Genomic DNA, 18,526 nt, shown 5'->3' with positions numbered 1-18,526 from the left:
TCAAAAATAGTTTACTTTAATCGTGTACTTCTCACAGGCACTTTCAAAGATTCTCCAAGAGCCAAGTTTCAAACCCGTTAAAGCCTTATCTATATCTACAACCCTCATCGAAGCCAAGTGAGTTAAACCTTCGGCAAGCTTCGGATGTATTTGAGCTGTTGGTCCAATCAAAACCTTAAACATCGCATTTTCAGCTCTATCGATGATTAATCTTAAGGTTCCGTTTATCAAAGCGGTTCCGCTCACGAAAACAGCATCGAACTTTGGTAGCAACTCGTATTCAAAGCAATCGCTTAGAGCTTGACATCTAAGCTTTGGATTTCTCTCAAAAACAACGACATCAAAGTTTTCTCTAAGCTTAGCAACGAGAGGCTTTATGTTTCCGACTACCGCTACTCTCTCTACACCTTCAACTGCCATCTCCTCAAAGACATTGACGTTCTCAACTTCCCTCATGTGGTACTGGGATATTGCGTTGAGAGTAGCGAAACCCAAGCACCTTTCAACGATGTTAAAGCTCTCCAAACCCTTCAAAAACTCTTCAACGCTTACCTCTTTAAAGCTCACATCGTAATCTACCACATCTTCGACCAAGCTCATGGCAACTCCTAAGGATTTGCCCCTTTTACCTTCTATAAGCACGTACGTATAAGGTAGGGCGAAAGAGAAATCCACGATCTTAAAATTCTCTGTTAAAAGCTCATAACACATGCTCACCTTCAAACCTAACAATCACCTCTTTCAAAATCTCCTTCAACTTTCTTCCCACCTTAAAGTAAAATTTTTTCGAATATGGTGTTATTTCTCTGAACTTCGGATCGTAAACATCTTCGTTTCTGAACTGCTGTAAAACGAATTTTTCAACACCGTAACTTGCCAAAATTTCACCCATTCTGATCAGATCGTCTTCATCCGTTATCGTTGGGACAACGGTAGTTCTTATCTCGAAGTCTATACCAGAATCAACAAGAATTTTCAAACTCTCCAGAAACTTCTCAAAGGAATCCTTCTTTCCAGTTACCTCAGCGTACTTTTCTGGAACAGTCTTAAAATCCATTGCAACATAATCCAAACGATCTACGAGATTTCTCAGCTTCTCTGGATAATAACCGTTCGTATCGAGCTTTACAGCCAATCCGTACTCCTTCAGCAATTCTATTAGTTTTGTGAGTTCATCTAGATTTTGGACTAGGGGTTCTCCACCTGTTAAGCAAACACCCTCTATCAGGTAGTTTTCTCTAATCTTTTTTGCAATCTCCTCTGGCGTAACCTCAACTCCTCCCTCGAACAACCTGTAATTCTGGCAATAAGGGCATCTGAAAGGACATCCAACAAAGAAAACTACAGCACACAATTTCTTCGGAAAATCTACTGTGGATAAGTCCAAAATGCCGCCATAACGCATCAGATCACCTTAAGTACTTCTCGATCTCCCTCTTTAGTTCCTCCTTTGTAGGAACCTCTCCCCTAAATAGCACTTCTTCATCCAAAGCTATCGAAGGTGTTGAGGCAACGTTGTACTGCAGAGCGGTTATCAAGTCTTTTTCAATATCTATCTCCTCGAATTCCAAGCCGAGCTCTTCAGCAACTTCTTTAGCAATCTTTTTTGCATAGGGGCAGTTCGGACAATCCTTCTTTGTGAATACTATCAGTTTCATGTCTTGGCTTTTGTGGGTTTGTTAAAAAGAGTTATCAAAAATTAAAAGGTCAATATCTCAGCGCCACTGATCAAATCTGGATCCAATCCATCTACAAGGGGCTTTGCTGTTGAAGGTTTTTCGCATTCGTAGCTGATAACAATCTCTTCAAACGGCTTCAACTCCAGATCCCAAACCTTTCCCGAGTCATACAGCTTGAACTTACGTTTGGATCTGCTGAAGTTCGAGACAGTTATCTTAACAATCTTACTGTCAACAACTTTCTCGATGTGAACTTTGCCCGTTATTCTTGCTAAAACCTTGCTTACATCTATCTCATCTCTCTCAAGTATCTCTGCGCACTTCTTAGCAATGATCGGTATGATCTTCAGTAAGGCTCCTTCTTTCTTTCTCTTCTCCTGAATTGCTCTCTTTTTATCGATGTAGGCTTTTAACTTTCGTCCAACCTCCTGCAGAGCAAGCCTTACCTCTTCAACTATCTCCGGTATCCCAGCAATCGCTTCTTTGGATTCTGAGGTGTAGGGTATGTTAGTAGATGCGATGTGAATAAGAATGACCATCGGTGCGTTTGGTAATTCGTTCTTGTTCTGCTGAACACCGTAGGATTTCCAGTTTACGCTCTCCACAGCCTTTGTTAGAGCACAGCCACCTTGCTGGTAAAGCAAGGGGATTCTGTTTGCAAATCTTAGGAGTACAGTTCTGTCTGTATTAACACCGTAAGCTAAGCCAACTTCTACCAAAAATGGGTTCCCTGAGTAAACTTTTGGCTTCCTCGATACTGCACACACAAACTCAGGCTTGAACTCCGAAACCAAGCTCTTGATTATTAAGTCTCCGCCAATCGGTGAAAGACAGTCAGTAGGAGGAGGTAACAACTGCGTTTCCTTGAAAGCCTCCAACAGCTTTATTGCCTCCTCTCTCGTAACTGCTCTTGGATGCTTATTTTGTAGGCCTGATTTCCTCAAAATCTCCTCAGCAGTCTTATCCCCAACCCTTGAAAATTCTTTTATCAGAAACTCCTTCAAATTCCTAGCTCTGGAATCCTTTAACATCTTAATGAGATTTCCAAGTTCTATTCCATGCGGATGTGGTTTTATAGCTTTGGGAATTTTTGGTAATTCGTAACTCACTCTTTCAAACTCGTGAATCTCCCCATCGGGCTCTATGAATGTTATCCTTGTATGAGGATTTATTATCGAAGTTTGCCTTAGATACTCATAAACGCTCTGTCTTCTCCCCTTTACGTAGCTTCCTTCAACTTCAAGCTCTATCCTTATCCCGTGAGGTCTGTGCCAATCAATCTTTTCCTCTCTAACTACTTCAGGCTCGTTTCTCTTTGTGTCGATCAAAATTTCATATAGCCAAGCGCTTTCTCCCCTCCTCTTTGAGATTACTCTTGTTGGTTTTCCAGTTGTTAGCTGAGCGTAAAGAACGGCAGAGCTTATACCTATTCCTTGCTGACCCCTGCTCTGCTTTAAAGTGTGAAAACGTGAACCGTATAGAAGCTTCCCGAAAATTCTTGGGATCTCATCCTTCTCAATACCGGGTCCGTTATCCTCGACTGTTATTCTGTAGTGTTTATCAACCCTGTTTATTCGAACGAGGATATCTGGAAGGATTCCTGCCTCTTCGCATGCATCCAAGCTGTTGTCCACAGCTTCTTTAACGCATGTAACCAAAGCTTTAGCTGGATTTGAGTATCCTAGTATGTGCTTATTTTTCTCAAAGAACTCCGCAACACTAATCTCCTTAGGCCTCTCGATCATTCCAGTTCAGCCCCTATTACGGTTTGAGTTTTTGTAACTCCGTCAAGTCCCCTTATTTTATCGACTGTCTGATTCAATTCAGCCAAATCCTTAGCTTCAACTATAACTACGAAATCGAACTCTCCGAAAACGTGAATTACGTCCCTCACATTTTCAAGATTCTTTACAGCATTGTAAAAATCTCTCTCCTTACCCGGCTGAACGTTTACCATAGTTACAGCAATTACCATACATCTTGCTTGTCAAACAAATTTAAAGGATTATCGAAAGTGCGAAAGATACTGTAAGTAATGCAAAGTACAGTTTTGTAACGCTAAGACCAAATCTGCCGACTTCATCTATAAATCTGCAGAAATCTTTACCTACGACATCAATCACAACATCCCTTTTGGAAAAGAAGACATCGCAATCTTCAAAGTTCAACTTGAAGCTTTCTTCGAGTATTTTGAAAATTATCCTATCTCTTTCATCGGAACCTACGGGGAGATATGTGAATTTTGTGCTGATTCCCGTCTTCGAATGGTTGTCAGTTGAGGCAACTATGGCCTTAAAACCCCTCTTTGCACAGAAATCTTCAATCTCCTTTCTGAATTCGAGCTTCACGTTGTTTCCATCTACAATTACAATTGCATGCTTCTCAGAACCGTAATCAAGCAATAGAACTGCAACGCTTCCACATATACTGTTCGTTTCAACTCTGAACTTCTTAAAGACATACTTCATCTCACAGGGCTCGCTTTCAAACTCAAGCCCCCTGTTTACGAGCTCTTTCAGTTCTTCGATGTTTGGCTTGAATACTTCGCAGTGGGCATTGTGTGCATCCACAACCATAGCGTTATCAACGTTTAAATCGTAAGGTAGATCGTCTATGCACTTTTTACCGATTATGAACATTAGCCTAGTCTTATCGAATGGAAAAACTCTGAGAATATAGTTATCGCTTTCCAAATCGAAGGGTTTCATGGGTTTGAGTTTGACATCATCGCATTCAATCGATGCAATCAATCTTTCCACATCATTCGCACTCACGGGATTTAGAGAGTGATCGGTTGGACTGTGGAGGTATACTGCATTCTCCATAGAATTTATCCTTTCTACAAGTCTTGCTCCTCCGATGTTCCTTACGGGGCCGGGATGGAAGGATGTCGTTACGAGTTTGGCCTTACCAATCCTCAAACACTTTATCCAGCCTCTGAAACTCGTAGCTTTCCTTTTCAGAACCTCTTCAAAGTATGATGGATCTCCCGTTAGCCAAGAAAGCAGAAACCTCTTGAAGTAAAGACGAACGTTGTACCCGTTTATCTCTTTATCCATGAACTTTATGAAAATTATACCAAGTACTACGCCAAGAACTGTCGCGGCATTCGGGTAGAGTAAAAGAGATTCTACAAGAGATGCTATTGAAACTTTGAGTGTCTCCGCTTCCGATATAAAGTATAGAACGGTCGTTGTCACAAACGCAACGAATATACCGACAGGATTTGTGTTGATGTACTTTGAAAGTGCGTTTATCAGGATTGTTGAAATGGATATGAAGGCTATGAAGAATGAGTATCTTCTAAAATTAAATTTGATGTCTAGTATAGGAGCAAATAAGGCTAGGGCGATTGAAAAGGTCAGAAAGTTGAGAACTCCAAGATTGAACTTGTATATTATCAGGAAGGAAAAGATTAAGATGATTGCTATAGTAAGTAAGCTTGGAGTGGAAAAGGCTATCCTGTGAAGTCTTTCAAGAGCTTCGGTGTTCATATCAGCAATCTCATGAGCTTTATTCCCTCAACAAACCCAAGCTTTCCCTTCCTGCAATTGAATTCGTCGAACTTCTTGACATCATCCCTCTTCCAACCGTATATAAGCACAGGAACCGGATCGCTCGTGTGAGTTCCCAGTTTTACGGGTGTCGGGTGGTCGGGGAGAAGCATTATCTTCGTCTCATCCAAATCAATCCTGTCTATTATGTATCCTACAATTTTCTCATCGTAGAGTTCAATTCCCTCAATCTTCTTCTCCAAATCACCTTCGTGACTTACCTCATCTATACCTTCAATGTGGAGCATGACGAAATCGTGATCCCTCAAAGCTTTAAGCGTTGCCTTTGCCAATCCCTTGTAATTTGTGTCTATATAACCCGTAGCTCCCTCAACCTCAATCACATTCATCCCCAAACCTCTCCCTATTCCCAGGATCAAATCAACTTCAGATATCAGAGCCCCCTTAACTCCGTAGAGCTCCTTGAACTTTGGAAAGTTGGGCATCTTACCTCCGCTCCAAGGCCAGATCATGTTCGCCTTCTTTGTAACTTTTGGTAGAATTTCCTTCGAGCTTTCCATGAGATCTATCAACAATTTGGCCAATTCGCATCCCTTTGGAAGGAAATCATCTATCCTCTTTCCCGTTATATCGTGGGGTGGGGTAGTTTTAACCTCGCAGTCGTAATCTCTGTCTATCACGAGTAAACCTCTGTAACTCTTTCCACTGTAAAATTTAACGAAGCTATACGGATTTTCCTCGTTCAAAGCCTTAAAAGCTTCTCTAGCCTCATCATCGCTTATTCTACCAGCGCTGTAATCTTTCATAATGCCATTCTCAACCCTGACGAGGTTGCATCTGAAAATTATTTTTCCCCTAATCCCTTTAGCCAGAGCTTCGATTGGTCCTCTACCCGTGTAGTATTTCCTGACATCTATTCCCAAAATTGTCAGATTCGCTATATCGCTTCCCGGCTCAAAACCGTCAGGAATTGTCTTTGCAATACCGCAACACCCCTCCTTAGCCAAGAAATCCATGTTTGGCTTGTCCGCAACTTCTAAGGGTGTTCTGTTACCGAGTTCTTCAATTCTGTAATCTGCCATTCCGTCTGGGATGAGCAGGAGATACTTCATCGCCCGAATTTTTAGCGTTGTTAAATAACAGTATCGCAATCCTTTTATGTTCTCAATCAACATTGAATTAAGGGCCCGTGGTCTAGGGGTTATGACGCCTGCCTCACACGCAGGAGGTCCCCGGTTCGAATCCGGGCGGGCCCATTTCTGCATTTTTCTCTACTCCTCTAAGCGTATTCGAGAATTCCACGGTTAAAACAAGCTATTAAAATGTAAAAACCTATTTTATTTGCGCAAAACTTAAATGTTTTGCTATAATACAACTGAATACGGCTAAGGGTAAGAGAGTGAAGTGCAAGAACTGCGGATACGAGTGGATCTCCAAAGCGCAGAAGAAAGCGCCGAGATGTCCCAAGTGCAAGTCAACTGATGTGGAAGCTTTAGAATAAAAATTTTTATTGAGCTAACATTTTTTCTTCCCATTTCTTTAGATAACTTGAACTCTGACTAACATCCACGAATAGTTCTGATGCTTTTTTCACATCCTCAACCTCTATCTTATCTGAATTTCTGAGCTTTGCGAGTTCATAGGCTGGTGCAAGCAGTTGGACAGCATATCTAAGACTGTTCTTCTCTCCCAGATCTGTAAGCATCTCCAGAGCTTCCTCACTCAACTTGATCTTAGATTCGTCAGCCCTAATCTCTATTATCTTCTTTATCTCTTCCCTAGAATAAGGCTCAGTTGTGATTATCAGAAGTCTGTCGAGGAGATCAAGCGGAATTCCATGTGGAGAGACTATGTCGGTTCCTCTGATTTTTGCAAATCCCCTGTTTGATGCCAGAATTATTATCGGTGCCATCTCCGACTCCATTGCACGATTCATGAAGGCGAATAGCTCGATGTCCATCAGATGTGTTTCATCTATGAAGAGAACACCAGGTATAAGCTCGGCTCTTCCCTCTTCAACCCACCTCTTAACCTGTTCATCTACCGCCTCTCTCACCTCACTGTCGATCTCCTTGCTAACTGGCTCAAACAGGCTGAAAAGTCCCCCTCTTCTCCTCGCATTAGCCTCATCCAGATCGTGTAGTGTTACAACATACGTAAATTCCTTCTCCTTTTCAATTCTGCCAGAAGGAACCTCTACGGTCTCTTCTCCTATATCGTACTTCTTAGCTCTCTCGCTCTTTCCAAGCTTAACGATTCTTCCAGTCTCCTTGTCGATCATTATGACGTCTCCAACCTCTATACCCTGATATAGGAACTGTAGGGCCAACCTACCACTTACAGTAAAAGTCCTCTTTTCATCCTTCGTTGCCAGTGTTAAAGTTGCAGATTCTGGAATCTTTTGCGTTGGATTGTAGGGGTTAGGAACCATGTTGTAATCCAAGCCGACAACCTCTCCCTCCAAGACAAATCTCCTTTCCTTAATCCTAACACCTATTGCCTTTCTCATCGCCTGAATCAGAGCTTCTGTCTTCTTCATTTCTGCACTGTAGAACTCACTCGCTGACACTTGAACGAAAGGTATGTCCTTACCGAGTTCCTTGCTTATAGCTACCGCTATCGCGGTTTTACCCGTTCCCGGTGGTCCTGCTATCAGTATTCCCTTCCCAGCCATCTTTCCGGATTTTATCATTCTAACAATAACCCCAGCAGCCTCTCTTGCCTTCTTCTGCCCGACCAAACCGTCAGCTACATCCAAAGCTCTCAGATTTTCGTCCAATCCTAACCCCTTAATGTGCGAATGCGCTCCAATCCTCTCAAACTTTTGAATCTCTTTAATCTCTATAGCCATTCGTAATCACCTCCGAGAATTGCTATTCCTTGGTGAGAGTAACTGAATTTAAAAATTATCTTGAATAAACTTAAGAATTATTGTATAATAGAAATCGCAGAGGTAAGGATACTTGGGAGGAGATTAAAAAGAAATGCAGAGTTGGAGTCTATTTGGAGGGAAACGAATTTGTATTTGATCAGATCACTTCGAAAAATGAGGATATACTTTGTCCAATAACAAACATTATGACAGAAGAAAACTTAATTGAGTTGGCTAATGAATACTCAATTAAATGGAACATTAGCGAAAGTAAGTTAGCCGACAAATTCTATAAATTAAGAAATACTATATCAGACTACGAGATACATTGCTATATAATTCCTGAAGGATTTAGTGATTTTGCGCATGTAACTGAAATATTCGAAAGGATAAATAGAGGTGGAGTTGAAGTAAAAATATCTGATGTTGTCGTAACAAGACTGGTTGGCTGTGCTTGGAGAGAATTTAAGAATAATTTTGATCAATTTATTTCAAAATTAATTGAGGAAGGATATATAACTGAAGCAGAAAAATATAGGTCTGGTGTATTGCAAATATTTTCTTCTATAGCTGAACCAAAAGACCCCAGATTAGAATCACTCTTACGCAAAAAAACGAGTGAAATAAAAAATATCTGGAATAGAGCGTGCAAAAACGATTTCAGAGGCTATTGAGGACTTATGTAGGGGTTTATCGTTGCCAACAACAGACGAGATAAAAGGAAATTCTATGAGGAGTAGATTGGCTACACTACTGAAAATCTTATGTTATAAGACAAATGCCTGCGATTTCATTGAGAAAAATGAAAATATTCTAAGTAATAATATAGAAAAACATCATTTCTTCCCAAGAAAGTTAGTATATAAACATTATCCCGAAAGAGCGGATTTGTTACCTAATTGCGTATACATAACATCAATGACCAATAAAAAAATAGGATCAAAAGAACCATATGAGTACATTAACGAGTTTGGTATAACTAAATATGAATTGATGGCACACTTAATCCCGCTTGATGAGAGCTTATACAGATTATCTAAATACGAAAAATTCTTAGAACGTAGAGCTGAATTAATTTATAGAGCTGTAGAAAGTTATGTCTCAAACTTAGAGCAAAATAAGAATGAATTAAATATAAGAGAGATTTATGAAATTTAATTAATAAAATAAATTTAAAATTAATTTATTTTTGTCTAAGTCTCTCCAAAATCTCCTTAGCTTTACTCATGCTAATCTTTCCCTCCTTGAGCATTCTCTCAACCACCTTTTCGACCTCATCACCCTTAGCCCCCACAGACAGGGCTAGACCTCTCGCATGCAGCTCCATATGACCCCTCTGAATGCCCTCAGTCACTAAAGCTCTCAAAGCGGCGAAGTTCTGAGCTAATCCAACTGAAGCTATTACCCTTGCCAGTTCTTCAGCACTTTTAACACCCAAAATTTTCAGACAAATCCTTGCGAGAGGATTTGCCTTTGCACCTCCAACAACCCCAACCGACATTGGTAATTCTATGTAACCGACCAAATCGCCATCCTCATTTATCTCGTAGTGTGTTAGGGGTTTAAATCCTTGCATTGCTGAGTAAGCGTAGCAAGCGGATTCAACAGCCCTGAAGTCGTTGCCAGTTGCAATAAGCACAGCACAAACACCGTTCATGATTCCCTTGTTGTGTGTCGCACATCTGTAAATATCGACCTTAGCAAGCTCGTAAGCCTTGATGATCCCTTCAACAACCTCTTCTCCCCCAACAGCCTTCTTATCGAATACAGCTTTGGCTATCGCAAGTCTTTGAGGGCAGAGGTTTGAGAGAATTCTGAGTAAAACTTTTCCGCCTGTAATTCGCTCTATAAACGGAGCTATCCTTTCACAAACGGAGTTTATGAAGTTAGCTCCCATTGCATCCTTCACATCGATTAAAAGGTGCACGACGATCATATTATCAAAGACTCTAACAGTTAAATCCTTGCAACCTCCTCCGAGCTTGACGATTGAAGATTCTATCTCGTTTGCCTTCTCTATTATCTCGTCCTTGTGCTTTAACACCTCAAATTTAGCCGAATGAGGGTTGTCCGTCAAAACCTGAATCTGTCCTATCATGATCGAGCCAGTGTAAAGCGTAGAGAAACCACCCTTTACTCTTGCAATTTTAGCTCCGTGACTTGCGGCAGCAACAACACTTGGCTCCTCTATAACCATTGGAACCAAGTAGTCCTTCCCATCTATCAAGAAATTTGTTGCAATGCCTATCGGCAGTTCAAATGTGCCGATTACGTTTTCTATCATTGCATCAGCCTTATCCAAGCCGATCTTAGAAGTCTTTAAAAGCTCTACTTCCTCATCACTTAAATCTGCAAAATCTCTGACAATTTTCAGTCTCTCATCAATGCTGAGCTTGTAGAACCCGCTCAGACGGGACGTTTTCATGCTTGAAGGTTTTCAACACGTTTTAAAAACGATGGTGTAATGACAAAAAATATATACCATTCTTGAGAATCATCTCACGATTGAGATGTTGCAGGTACTGAAGGCTTTGGCTCTTATGAATGCAATGAGGAAAGTTTTAAAGATAAGCTCAAAAGAACTGGCTGAAAAGATAGGGCAGAGTATCCAGGCCGCTTCAAGGAAACTAAAGGAGCTTGAAGACGAGGGTTTGATTGAGAGAACGTTGACGAAGGACGGGCAATTTGTTGTGATAACCGATAAGGGGAAGGAGTTGCTTTACAAGGAGTATCTCGACTACAAGCGTATTTTCGAAGGTGAGGGTGAGTTTGTAATAAAAGGGAAAGTTTTCAGCGGTTTGGGTGAGGGGAGGTATTACGTTTCATTGGAGGGATATAAGAAGCAGTTTGAAGAGAAGTTAGGGTTTACACCTTATCCGGGCACGCTCAACTTGAAAATCCCAAAAGAGCAGATGTTCTTTAGGGCTAAGCTTGATGAGATGGAAGGGATAAAAATTGAGGGTTTTAAGACGAAGGAGAGGACTTTTGGCGATGTTAAGGCCTTCAGGTGTAGGGTTAATGGAATTGAAGGCGCTATTGTAATTCCCCAGAGAACTCACTACCCTAAGGATGTTATCGAGATAATAGCTCCCGTCAAACTTAGGGATGTTTTGGGTTTGAAAGATGGAGATTGGGTAGAAGTGGAGGTGATAGTGTGATAGAAGAGGCTTTAAGGCATTTCAGGGCTGGAAAGCCAGTCCTAATATACGATTTTGACGATAGGGAAGGTGAGACTGATATAGCCATTCCGGCGATTGCGGTAACTCCGAAAGATGTGGCAATGATGAGAATCGACGGTGGAGGGCTTATATGTGTAGCTTTACATCCTAAAGCCTGTGAAAAGCTTAAGATTCCTTTTATGCACGACGTACTGAGGGTGGCAAGCGAAAAAATGCCAGAACTTAGGAGCGTTGCCGATTTCGACATAAAATACGATTCGAGAAGCTCGTTTGCGTTGTGGGTAAATCATAGGGACACTTTCACGGGAATAACGGATGTAGATAGGGCTTTAACCATAAGGAGATTGGGAGAGGTTGTAGACTACGTCATGATCAACGGTAAGGAGTTCGATTTCGGCAGTGAGTTCAGAAGTCCGGGGCACGTTGCCGTTTTGAGAGCTTCGGAAAACTTAGTTTACGAGAGAGTTGGTCAAACCGAGCTAAGTGTAGCTTTAGCTGAAATGGCTGGAATCGCTCCAGCAGTAGCGATTTGCGAGATGCTGGACGCTGAAACCGGGAAAGCTTTGAGCAAGAGAAAGGCTAAAGAGTATGCTGAAGAGAGAGGTATTCCTTTCGTTGAGGGTAAAGATATAGTTAAAGCTTACAAGAACTTTAGAGAGGAGAAGATGCTGATATTCGAATAATTCACTAAACTTCGAAATCAAGGGGTGATGTTATTGAGAGTTGAAGACGTAATGAACAGACGATTGGAATTCATAGAGGCGGATGCTAGCGTTAAAGAGGCGATCGATCTCATGCTTGAGAGGCGTATAAGGTCATTACTCGTCAAGCCTCGTGATGAAAATGACTGCTATGGAGTAGTAACTGCTAGAGATATTGTTTTTGGGGTTTTTGCAAACGATCTCGATCCAAATAACGTTAAAGTCGGTGACATAGCATCTAAACCCATAGTCACCGTCCCAAAGGGAACCGAGCTCAAAGACGTTATTAGGTTCATGAAGAGGTTCAACATAGCGAGAGTCTTCGTGCTTGATGATGGTAGGATAGTTGGAGTTGTTGCGCTCATGGATATAATGAAAGCTTTGAGGTGAAGTATGTTTTTCAAGAGGGTGTTCTTTGGAGGAAAGTTGGAAAAGGAAGTTCTAGATTTAATAAAAGAACACCTTGAGGTTCTGCAAACAGCATGCGAAACGTTTAAACTTGCTCTAGAAACGGATGACGACTCATTATTATCGTCTATCTGCGAGTTCGAGGATGAGGGCGATAGAATAAGGAGAGATATTGCAATGAAGATTTATGAGGGTGCGTTTTTACCCTACCTCAGACCCAACATATACAGGTTTTCCGAAGTTGTAGATGAGGCAATCGATAAGATTGAGGATACTGTGTACGACTATCAGTACCTGAAAGCTTGTAAGGATAAGTCTCTGTTGGATATGGCAAGAGAGGATATATTGAGAATTGCCGAACTTAACTTTAAAGCTAGTAAGAGATTATTCGAGGCTTACAAAGCTCTAATTGAAGGAGAAGACTTAAGCGAGCTAACTGTTAAGATTAGAGTCTATGAGAGAGAGGTTGATGCTATTAAGCACAGGCTTGAAGAGAAGATAAGAGGGGTTGACGTCGATGTATGGTCTGCTCTATCATTCCTAAAACTCTTAGAGCACATCGTAAGCATCTCTGACTTAATAGAAGATGCGGGAGATATTATTCAAATAATCAATGTCAGCTTGAGATGATAACTCTATGATCGAGTTTGCTATAATCGCCGCTTGCATCCTAATAGCTTTCAGCATAGGTTCAAACGACACATCAAACGCATTCGGAATAAGCATAGGTTGCGGACTTCTAAAGTTCAGAACTGCTTTGATACTATTGTTAGTATTCGTCCTTATAGGTGTGAGCTTACAGGGACATGCTGTAATGAGAACTGTCGGAAAAGAATTGGTGGGATTGAGCGGCAAGTCTCTTACACTCTCTTTGACAATGTCAGCGGTTATAATAATTCTTTCAAACTGGCGCAAGTTTCCACTTTCAAGTCATCAGGTTATAATTGGAAGTTTAACTGGCTCAGCTTTGGCTTTGGGATTACCGGTAAATTACTATACTCTTCTAAAAATAGTGCTGTCTTGGATTACCTCCCCTTTCTCATCATTTTTTCTGTCTATAGCAATCTACAAGATTCTCGAAAAAACTCTTGTAAGATATTCAGTCTTCGTTGCGGAGAGAATACTTTCAATTCTCCTGTTGATCAGCGCAATTCTCATAGCTTACAATACCGGTGCCAATGAGCTCGCAACCGCTGTAGGATCGGTAGTTTACTACGGAATATTGGATCCAACTCAAGCGGGTGTAATAGGCACTTTTTCACTGTTCTTCGGTGCATTGGCACTAAGTCATAGAGTCGTTGAGACAGTTGGAAAGGGTATAACGGCATTGGATATTATCTCTGGATTTTCAGCACAGTTTGGAGCTGGTTTAAGTGTTTGGATTTTCACAACTCTGGGAATGCCTGTTTCAACTACTTATTGTATAATAGGTGGCATATTTGGTGTTGGATTTTTGAAAGGTATCGGGACTGTTAAGTTGGGTCTTCTGGGAAGGATTGCTTTGAGCTGGGTTACCGCTCCAGCTCTGAGCTTTATAACTTGTTTTGCTTTGGGCAAAGTAATTTAATCCAAGCAAAACTTTATGCATGGACTGGTTCGAGCTTGAAAAGGAGTACTTAATCCCGTTTTACAAAAGACAGAGAGTAGTTTTCGTCAGGGGCGAGGGTTGCTGGCTGTACGACGAAAACGGTAAGAAATATTTGGATCTAGTTGCGGGGATTGCATGCGTTGCTATAGGGCATTCGCATCCGCATTTCATTAAAAGAGTTGAGGAGCAGTTGAAAAAACTGGTGCACGTTTCAAATCTCTTCTACACAACTCCCCAAATCGAGTTGGCTATGAAGCTGAGAGAAATAAGCGGAATGGACAAGTTCTTTTTCTGCAATAGCGGAACTGAGGCTGTTGAATGTGCCTTGAAGATCTCGAGGAAGGTGACGGGAAGGAAGAAGTTTGTAGCTCTCAAAGGCGCTTTCCACGGGAGGACGATGGGATCCCTCTCTGTAACTTGGAAGGAGAAGTTTAGAAAGCCGTTTGAACCTTTGATTAAGCCTGTAGAGTTTGTTGAACCTAACAACATTCACGATTTGGAGAAAAAAGTCGATGATGAAACTGCCTGTGTTATACTCGAACCTATTCAGGGTGAGGCTGGAGTTTATCCACTTGACGAAGGCTTTATCAAGGCTGTTTTTGAAGAGAGAGACGAGCATCACTTCATCGTAATATTCGACGAAGTTCAAACAGGATTTGGAAGGACTGGAAAGTGGTTTGCCAAAGATCACTACGGTGTTAAGCCGGATGTTATTGCAATGGCTAAAGCAATGGGTTCCGGATTTCCCATTGGCGGTGTTGGGGTTACAAACGAGGTTGCTAAGAAGCTTGAAGCTACTGAACATGCATCGACTTTTGGAGGAAATCCCTTAGCCTGTACGGCATCTCTAGCAACAATTGAAATTATCGAAAAGGAAAAACTCGTAGAAAATGCCGGAAAGGTTGGTAGCTACTTCAGAGAGAGGCTGAGCGAGTTGAGTGAAGAAGTTAGAGGCTTGGGCTTGATGATAGGTGCAAAGTTTGAAAATGCTTTTGAAATCGTGAGAAGGGGGTTTGATGAGGGTTTAGTGTTGAATGCAACTTCTGAGGATAATCTGAGATTTGTTCCGCCTTTGGTGATAGGTAAGGAGGAGGTTGATTATGCTGTTGAAAAGTTAGGATCAATCTTGAGAACGCTAACTTAAAATATTTTGAAAACAATTTTTTAAGCATGGATAGAATGGTTGAATTCTTTGGGCATGTAGTTGGTAATCCTCTTACAAGAAAAGCTATCAAGCACACCCTTAAGAGGGACAAAGATGGTATAATTAAGCTCGATAAGTATCTACTGGCTTACGCTAACAACGAGGAAGTAAAGAGCCTTGAGTTTAAGGCGATAAGAAAGGTAATAGATGCTGGATTGAAAGCTTTCGGAGATGAGAATGCTGAAAAGCTCCTCAAGGAGAGGCTTAGAGATCCCTACTGGCGTAGAGGTTTTATTTCAGTTATTAGGGGCTTGGCTGAGTTTGGTGTCAGGAAGCCCTTTGTCCCCGGAGCTCCATTTCTCATCGTTTGGGATGTAACGTATGCATGCAATTTGAAGTGTAAGCACTGCTACTCAACGGCTGGGAAGCCTTGGAAAGATGAGCTTAACACGCAGGAGGCTTTAAGGGCAATGGAGATTTTGGCTGATGCCGGAGTAACAGCAATAGCTTTCAGTGGCGGTGAACCCCTAATTAGAAAGGACTTCTTCGAGTTGGCCAAAGCAGTGAGAGATCACGGGATGTTTGTTGCCGTTGCGACCAACGGAACACTTCTAACTAAGGAGAACGTTCAAAAGCTGAAAGATTTGGGTGTTTGGTTTGTGCAGATAAGCTTGGATGGAACCAAAGAAACTCACGAATCTTTCAGAGGTATAAGAGGTATCTACGAAAAGGTTGTGGAAGGTATAAAGAACTGTGTTGAAGCTGGACTAATTACGTGCATATCCACAACTGCAACAAAGCTGAACTATCAAGACATTCCGAAGATCATGGATTTGGCTGAGGAATTGGGAGTTCAGTGGTTCATGCTCTACAACTTCATTCCAGTTGGCAGAGGAGACTTTGAGATGGATCTGAGTGCTGAAGAAAAGGAGAGACTTCTGAGGGAGCTTTGGAGCAGACTGAAGTCTACTGGCATAAACTTCATGTCAACGGCACCCTATTATGCGAGAGTTGCTATTCAGGAAGAGAGCGAAATCGTCCCAACGCACTTCTACAATCCCAAGCTAGAAGGAAAGCTAAAGGTTTTGGCTGACTTCATAGGAGGATGTGGATGCGGAAGATTCTACTTAGCTATGAGAGCCAACGGAAACATAGAGCCTTGTGTGTTTTTCCCTCTAACTCTGGCAAACATCAAGGATTTCAGCTGTGGAGATGATTTCTTGGAGTTCTGGAAGAGCAACAGAGTTTTAGAAGATCTGAGAAACAAAGATAAGATAGAAATATGTGGCGAGTGTAGATACAGATACGTTTGCGGGGGATGTAGAGCAAGAGCTTACGCTTACTTCAGAGATTACCTGAAACCCGATCCGGGTTGTATAATTGCATACAAGAGGTTGAAGAAGGAGGTCAGGTGAAGTTCAAGTTGGGAATCAATATAGATAATATTATTGAAAAGAATACGAAAAAGGCCAACGATTTTGTTATCGTATCCACCACATTTTCTCTCATGAAGTATCTCAACAGATCGTTTAGAAGCCTACCCCCATCCAAAGGAATTGCTGGTAAGCAGTTAAAGAGTCCAACGTAGAAGTTCAACCAAGCAATCCAGTAGAATGTGTTGAGAAGGTAAAATATTGTGTTTCCAAGGTTGGCGAAGATACCTTCGGGTGTGAAGTAGTTTGTTATTCCATCAAACCCTCTGAAGTAGAATGGCATTGCAGTTAAGTAGAGTAAGCCCTGAATGTTTGGTGGAATCTTCGTCAAAGAGTTTATTATATTCTTGGAGTACCCTACAACCGCCCCAGAAAAGTAATCTCCACCTATTAGAACTCCCAAGAACCCGTGACCCTCCATCTCGGCCAACCTTACTGTGTATGTTTTGATTTTACCTTCTTCCAGAATCTCAAGCGTTAAAGTTTCGTTTGGTTTCGTTTTGAGCATAATTTTTCTAAATTCTTCAACGTTTGGAGTCCTTATTCTATTTACTGAGATTATTATCGAGTTCTCCTTAATACCAGCCATTTCAGCTGGTGTATTGTTTAAAATCCCTGCTATGTAAACTCCCATAATTGGTTCGACTTCGAAGCTTAAGACACGTCCATCCTGCTTTCTAACTGTAACGACAACAGATTTTAGATCATCTACAGCATTCAAAATATCTTGAGGAGTTTCAACACTGTAGCCGTTTATGCTTATTATTGCATCACCCTCATCAAAGTTCTCAAAACTCTTCAAGACTACTACGTGGGGCTTTAGGAATCCCAAGAGAGAAAAAAATATTACAAACGCTACGAGAGCTGTAAAGAAATTCGCCGTTATTCCAGCAGAATATATTCTCATTCTACTTCTCTTTTCTTTTTCCATTAGTTCCTTGTCATCCGGCTCTGCAAAACCCCCTATGGGTATTAAGGCTAGAACAACTCCTAAGGATTTCACTCTAACGTTTTCAACCCTTGCAAGAATTGCATGGCTGAACTCGTGGGCTACAAGCGTGACTATAAGACCTATCAGCCCCCAAACAAGCGGAATAAACTCATTCAAGCCGGGTATGAGAAGTATGTTTCTCGGACTAGTTGCTGGAGAGGGTTTTGGAGGGGATGTGAGCATTATGTAGTCCATAACAAGAACTAAAAATATCATGTATGCCATTCCAAAAAGAACTAGAACTATACCAACGTCTCCAAAAGCTCTCCAAAATTTTTTTGGCTTAGCTAGGGTATCGAGAAGACTCAAACCTTTCTTCGTTCTTATTAATAGTATAGGTCCTATAACCGATACGTTTCTTTTTTCAAGTTTCCTCCTAAAGATAGTAACCGCAGTCCAGTACGCAAGGAAAACTATCAGAACTATTAAAAATTCATTCAAGGCCGAGTTCATCTTTCACGCCCTCTAAGGCCTTTATAGCTATTTCAAAAAATCTTTCCAAGCTTATTCCAAGCTCCTCGATCCTAGCAATCATATCTCTGTTGCAACCTCTAGCAAAGCTCTTTTCCTTGAACTTTTCCTTAACAGTCTTGGGAGTTACAGCTGTAATCTTCCTGCCTTTAACAAGTGCACACGCAATTATTAGCCCAGAAATGTTGTCAGATGCAATTAAAGCTATTTCCTCCTTGCTTTTCGGTTCAAAGATGAAGTAGTTATGGTGCTTTACAGTTTCGCAAAAGCTCTCGTCAAAGTATTTTCTCAAAATTTCTGATCCAACCACTCCGTGTCTATTCATGTCTCCTTCAACCAATTCGTAATCTATGTCGTGTAACAAACCCAAAAGCTCCCACCTTTTTTCATCTTCACCCAACTCTTTAGCCAACTCCTTCATTATCGCTGAAGTGGCTATGCAATGTTTGATGAGCTTGTCATTCTTGATGTAGCTCCGCAAAAGTTCCAAGGCTTCACCGCGATCCATGAAAGGAATAGGGAGTAAGCTTAAAATCATTTCTCCC

20 protein-coding genes and 1 tRNA gene are annotated in these 18,526 nt (G+C 41.3%); 10 read left to right on the top strand and 11 right to left on the bottom strand.

Annotated features, from left to right (window positions below; translation table 11 throughout):
- The 7 genes from ARCPR_RS06455 to ARCPR_RS06425 are packed head-to-tail and all read right to left on the bottom strand — an operon-like array spanning nt 1 to nt 6,306.
- The gene (locus tag ARCPR_RS06455) at nt 1-711 is read right to left on the bottom strand and encodes a Rossmann-like domain-containing protein (RefSeq protein ID WP_012940673.1); all 711 of its coding nucleotides are present in this window, start codon (nt 709-711) and stop codon (nt 1-3) included.
- Nucleotides 701-1,405, bottom strand: coding sequence for an anaerobic ribonucleoside-triphosphate reductase activating protein (locus ARCPR_RS06450; protein WP_012940672.1), 705 nt, complete (start codon nt 1,403-1,405; stop codon nt 701-703). The genes ARCPR_RS06455 and ARCPR_RS06450 overlap by 11 nt, the downstream gene beginning before the upstream one ends.
- Before the next feature lie 4 nt (nt 1,406-1,409).
- Nucleotides 1,410-1,658 (bottom strand): thioredoxin family protein, encoded by a 249-nt coding sequence (locus tag ARCPR_RS06445; RefSeq protein ID WP_012940671.1) that lies wholly within the window; start codon nt 1,656-1,658, stop codon nt 1,410-1,412.
- 41 nt (nt 1,659-1,699) lie between these two features.
- The gene (locus tag ARCPR_RS06440) at nt 1,700-3,424 is read right to left on the bottom strand and encodes a DNA topoisomerase VI subunit B (RefSeq protein ID WP_012940670.1); all 1,725 of its coding nucleotides are present in this window, start codon (nt 3,422-3,424) and stop codon (nt 1,700-1,702) included.
- Complete coding sequence (locus tag ARCPR_RS06435; RefSeq protein ID WP_012940669.1) at nt 3,421-3,654, bottom strand: Lrp/AsnC family transcriptional regulator; 234 nt, start codon at nt 3,652-3,654, stop codon at nt 3,421-3,423. The genes ARCPR_RS06440 and ARCPR_RS06435 overlap by 4 nt, the downstream gene beginning before the upstream one ends.
- Nucleotides 3,655-3,676: 22 nt before the next feature.
- Nucleotides 3,677-5,173 carry a DUF2070 family protein gene (locus ARCPR_RS06430; RefSeq protein WP_012940668.1) on the bottom strand — a complete coding sequence of 499 codons (1,497 nt, stop codon included), beginning with the start codon at nt 5,171-5,173 and terminating at the stop codon, nt 3,677-3,679.
- Nucleotides 5,170-6,306, bottom strand: a complete 1,137-nt coding sequence (locus tag ARCPR_RS06425; RefSeq protein WP_048084517.1) for a cofactor-independent phosphoglycerate mutase — start codon at nt 6,304-6,306, stop codon at nt 5,170-5,172. Before ARCPR_RS06425 ends, ARCPR_RS06430 begins: the two co-directional genes overlap by 4 nt.
- 71 nt (nt 6,307-6,377) lie before the next feature.
- Here ARCPR_RS06425 and ARCPR_RS06420 point away from each other — a divergent pair.
- Nucleotides 6,378-6,450: transfer RNA gene (locus ARCPR_RS06420), tRNA-Val, on the top strand.
- A gap of 251 nt (nt 6,451-6,701) precedes the next feature.
- Here the strand turns inward: ARCPR_RS06420 and ARCPR_RS06415 are convergent.
- Complete coding sequence (locus ARCPR_RS06415) at nt 6,702-8,045, bottom strand: RuvB-like helicase (protein WP_012940666.1); 1,344 nt, start codon at nt 8,043-8,045, stop codon at nt 6,702-6,704.
- A 152-nt stretch (nt 8,046-8,197) separates the two neighbouring features.
- Between ARCPR_RS06415 and ARCPR_RS06410 the strand changes: the two genes are divergently transcribed.
- Nucleotides 8,198-8,740, top strand: coding sequence for a hypothetical protein (locus ARCPR_RS06410; protein WP_148208692.1), 543 nt, complete (start codon nt 8,198-8,200; stop codon nt 8,738-8,740).
- A 22-nt stretch (nt 8,741-8,762) separates the two neighbouring features.
- Complete coding sequence (locus ARCPR_RS06405; protein WP_148208691.1) at nt 8,763-9,224, top strand: hypothetical protein; 462 nt, start codon at nt 8,763-8,765, stop codon at nt 9,222-9,224.
- A gap of 25 nt (nt 9,225-9,249) precedes the next feature.
- On the opposite strand, the gene ARCPR_RS06400 is transcribed toward ARCPR_RS06405, so the two are convergent.
- Nucleotides 9,250-10,491, bottom strand: coding sequence for a hydroxymethylglutaryl-CoA reductase, degradative (locus tag ARCPR_RS06400; protein ID WP_012940664.1), 1,242 nt, complete (start codon nt 10,489-10,491; stop codon nt 9,250-9,252).
- An 85-nt stretch (nt 10,492-10,576) separates the two neighbouring features.
- On the opposite strand from ARCPR_RS06400, the gene ARCPR_RS06395 reads away from it, so the two are divergent.
- Genes ARCPR_RS06395 through ARCPR_RS06365 form a run of 7 tightly spaced genes read left to right on the top strand, consistent with a single transcriptional unit; the run spans nt 10,577 to nt 16,501 of the window.
- Complete coding sequence (locus tag ARCPR_RS06395) at nt 10,577-11,224, top strand: winged helix-turn-helix domain-containing protein/riboflavin kinase (protein WP_012940663.1); 648 nt, start codon at nt 10,577-10,579, stop codon at nt 11,222-11,224.
- A complete protein-coding gene (ribB, locus tag ARCPR_RS06390) occupies nt 11,221-11,928 on the top strand; it encodes a 3,4-dihydroxy-2-butanone-4-phosphate synthase (RefSeq protein WP_012940662.1) in 708 nt (235 codons plus the stop codon). The genes ARCPR_RS06395 and ribB overlap by 4 nt, the downstream gene beginning before the upstream one ends.
- A 27-nt stretch (nt 11,929-11,955) precedes the next feature.
- Nucleotides 11,956-12,336, top strand: a complete 381-nt coding sequence (locus tag ARCPR_RS06385; RefSeq protein ID WP_012940661.1) for a CBS domain-containing protein — start codon at nt 11,956-11,958, stop codon at nt 12,334-12,336.
- Between the two features lie 3 nt (nt 12,337-12,339).
- Nucleotides 12,340-12,984, top strand: a complete 645-nt coding sequence (locus ARCPR_RS06380; RefSeq protein ID WP_012940660.1) for a TIGR00153 family protein — start codon at nt 12,340-12,342, stop codon at nt 12,982-12,984.
- Nucleotides 12,985-12,991: 7 nt separating this feature from the next.
- Nucleotides 12,992-13,921, top strand: a complete 930-nt coding sequence (locus tag ARCPR_RS06375) for an inorganic phosphate transporter (protein WP_012940659.1) — start codon at nt 12,992-12,994, stop codon at nt 13,919-13,921.
- A gap of 19 nt (nt 13,922-13,940) precedes the next feature.
- The gene (locus tag ARCPR_RS06370) at nt 13,941-15,086 is read left to right on the top strand and encodes an aspartate aminotransferase family protein (protein ID WP_012940658.1); all 1,146 of its coding nucleotides are present in this window, start codon (nt 13,941-13,943) and stop codon (nt 15,084-15,086) included.
- A gap of 26 nt (nt 15,087-15,112) precedes the next feature.
- On the top strand, nt 15,113-16,501 hold the full coding sequence (locus ARCPR_RS06365; protein ID WP_012940657.1) for a radical SAM/SPASM domain-containing protein: 1,389 nt from the start codon (nt 15,113-15,115) through the stop codon (nt 16,499-16,501).
- On the opposite strand, the gene ARCPR_RS06360 is transcribed toward ARCPR_RS06365, so the two are convergent.
- Nucleotides 16,494-17,963 carry a site-2 protease family protein gene (locus ARCPR_RS06360; RefSeq protein ID WP_012940656.1) on the bottom strand — a complete coding sequence of 490 codons (1,470 nt, stop codon included), beginning with the start codon at nt 17,961-17,963 and terminating at the stop codon, nt 16,494-16,496. The genes ARCPR_RS06365 and ARCPR_RS06360 overlap by 8 nt on opposite strands.
- The gene (locus tag ARCPR_RS06355; protein ID WP_048084512.1) at nt 17,944-18,489 is read right to left on the bottom strand and encodes an HD domain-containing protein; all 546 of its coding nucleotides are present in this window, start codon (nt 18,487-18,489) and stop codon (nt 17,944-17,946) included. Before ARCPR_RS06355 ends, ARCPR_RS06360 begins: the two co-directional genes overlap by 20 nt.
- Nucleotides 18,490-18,526 lie beyond the last annotated feature (37 nt).

This window comes from Archaeoglobus profundus DSM 5631 (assembly GCF_000025285.1).
Lineage (GTDB): Archaea > Halobacteriota > Archaeoglobi > Archaeoglobales > Archaeoglobaceae > Archaeoglobus_B > Archaeoglobus_B profundus.
Note: the sequence above shows the minus strand (reverse complement) of the source record. Positions and strands in the feature narration are given on the sequence as shown.

What these genes read in the sequence shown, in the direction of transcription:
- ARCPR_RS06455 (WP_012940673.1), bottom strand. Translation starts at nt 711, where the DNA reads ATGTGTTATGAGCTTTTAACAGAGAATTTTAAGATCGTGGATTTCTCT.
- ARCPR_RS06450 (WP_012940672.1), bottom strand. Translation starts at nt 1,405, where the DNA reads ATGCGTTATGGCGGCATTTTGGACTTATCCACAGTAGATTTTCCGAAG.
- ARCPR_RS06445 (WP_012940671.1), bottom strand. Translation starts at nt 1,658, where the DNA reads ATGAAACTGATAGTATTCACAAAGAAGGATTGTCCGAACTGCCCCTAT.
- ARCPR_RS06440 (WP_012940670.1), bottom strand. Translation starts at nt 3,424, where the DNA reads ATGATCGAGAGGCCTAAGGAGATTAGTGTTGCGGAGTTCTTTGAGAAA.
- ARCPR_RS06435 (WP_012940669.1), bottom strand. Translation starts at nt 3,654, where the DNA reads ATGGTAATTGCTGTAACTATGGTAAACGTTCAGCCGGGTAAGGAGAGA.
- ARCPR_RS06430 (WP_012940668.1), bottom strand. Translation starts at nt 5,173, where the DNA reads ATGAACACCGAAGCTCTTGAAAGACTTCACAGGATAGCCTTTTCCACT.
- ARCPR_RS06425 (WP_048084517.1), bottom strand. Translation starts at nt 6,306, where the DNA reads ATGAAGTATCTCCTGCTCATCCCAGACGGAATGGCAGATTACAGAATT.
- ARCPR_RS06415 (WP_012940666.1), bottom strand. Translation starts at nt 8,045, where the DNA reads ATGGCTATAGAGATTAAAGAGATTCAAAAGTTTGAGAGGATTGGAGCG.
- ARCPR_RS06400 (WP_012940664.1), bottom strand. Translation starts at nt 10,491, where the DNA reads ATGAAAACGTCCCGTCTGAGCGGGTTCTACAAGCTCAGCATTGATGAG.
- ARCPR_RS06395 (WP_012940663.1), top strand. Translation starts at nt 10,577, where the DNA reads ATGTTGCAGGTACTGAAGGCTTTGGCTCTTATGAATGCAATGAGGAAA.
- ARCPR_RS06385 (WP_012940661.1), top strand. Translation starts at nt 11,956, where the DNA reads ATGTTATTGAGAGTTGAAGACGTAATGAACAGACGATTGGAATTCATA.
- ARCPR_RS06380 (WP_012940660.1), top strand. Translation starts at nt 12,340, where the DNA reads ATGTTTTTCAAGAGGGTGTTCTTTGGAGGAAAGTTGGAAAAGGAAGTT.
- ARCPR_RS06375 (WP_012940659.1), top strand. Translation starts at nt 12,992, where the DNA reads ATGATCGAGTTTGCTATAATCGCCGCTTGCATCCTAATAGCTTTCAGC.
- ARCPR_RS06370 (WP_012940658.1), top strand. Translation starts at nt 13,941, where the DNA reads ATGGACTGGTTCGAGCTTGAAAAGGAGTACTTAATCCCGTTTTACAAA.
- ARCPR_RS06365 (WP_012940657.1), top strand. Translation starts at nt 15,113, where the DNA reads ATGGATAGAATGGTTGAATTCTTTGGGCATGTAGTTGGTAATCCTCTT.
- ARCPR_RS06360 (WP_012940656.1), bottom strand. Translation starts at nt 17,963, where the DNA reads ATGAACTCGGCCTTGAATGAATTTTTAATAGTTCTGATAGTTTTCCTT.
- ARCPR_RS06355 (WP_048084512.1), bottom strand. Translation starts at nt 18,489, where the DNA reads ATGGATCGCGGTGAAGCCTTGGAACTTTTGCGGAGCTACATCAAGAAT.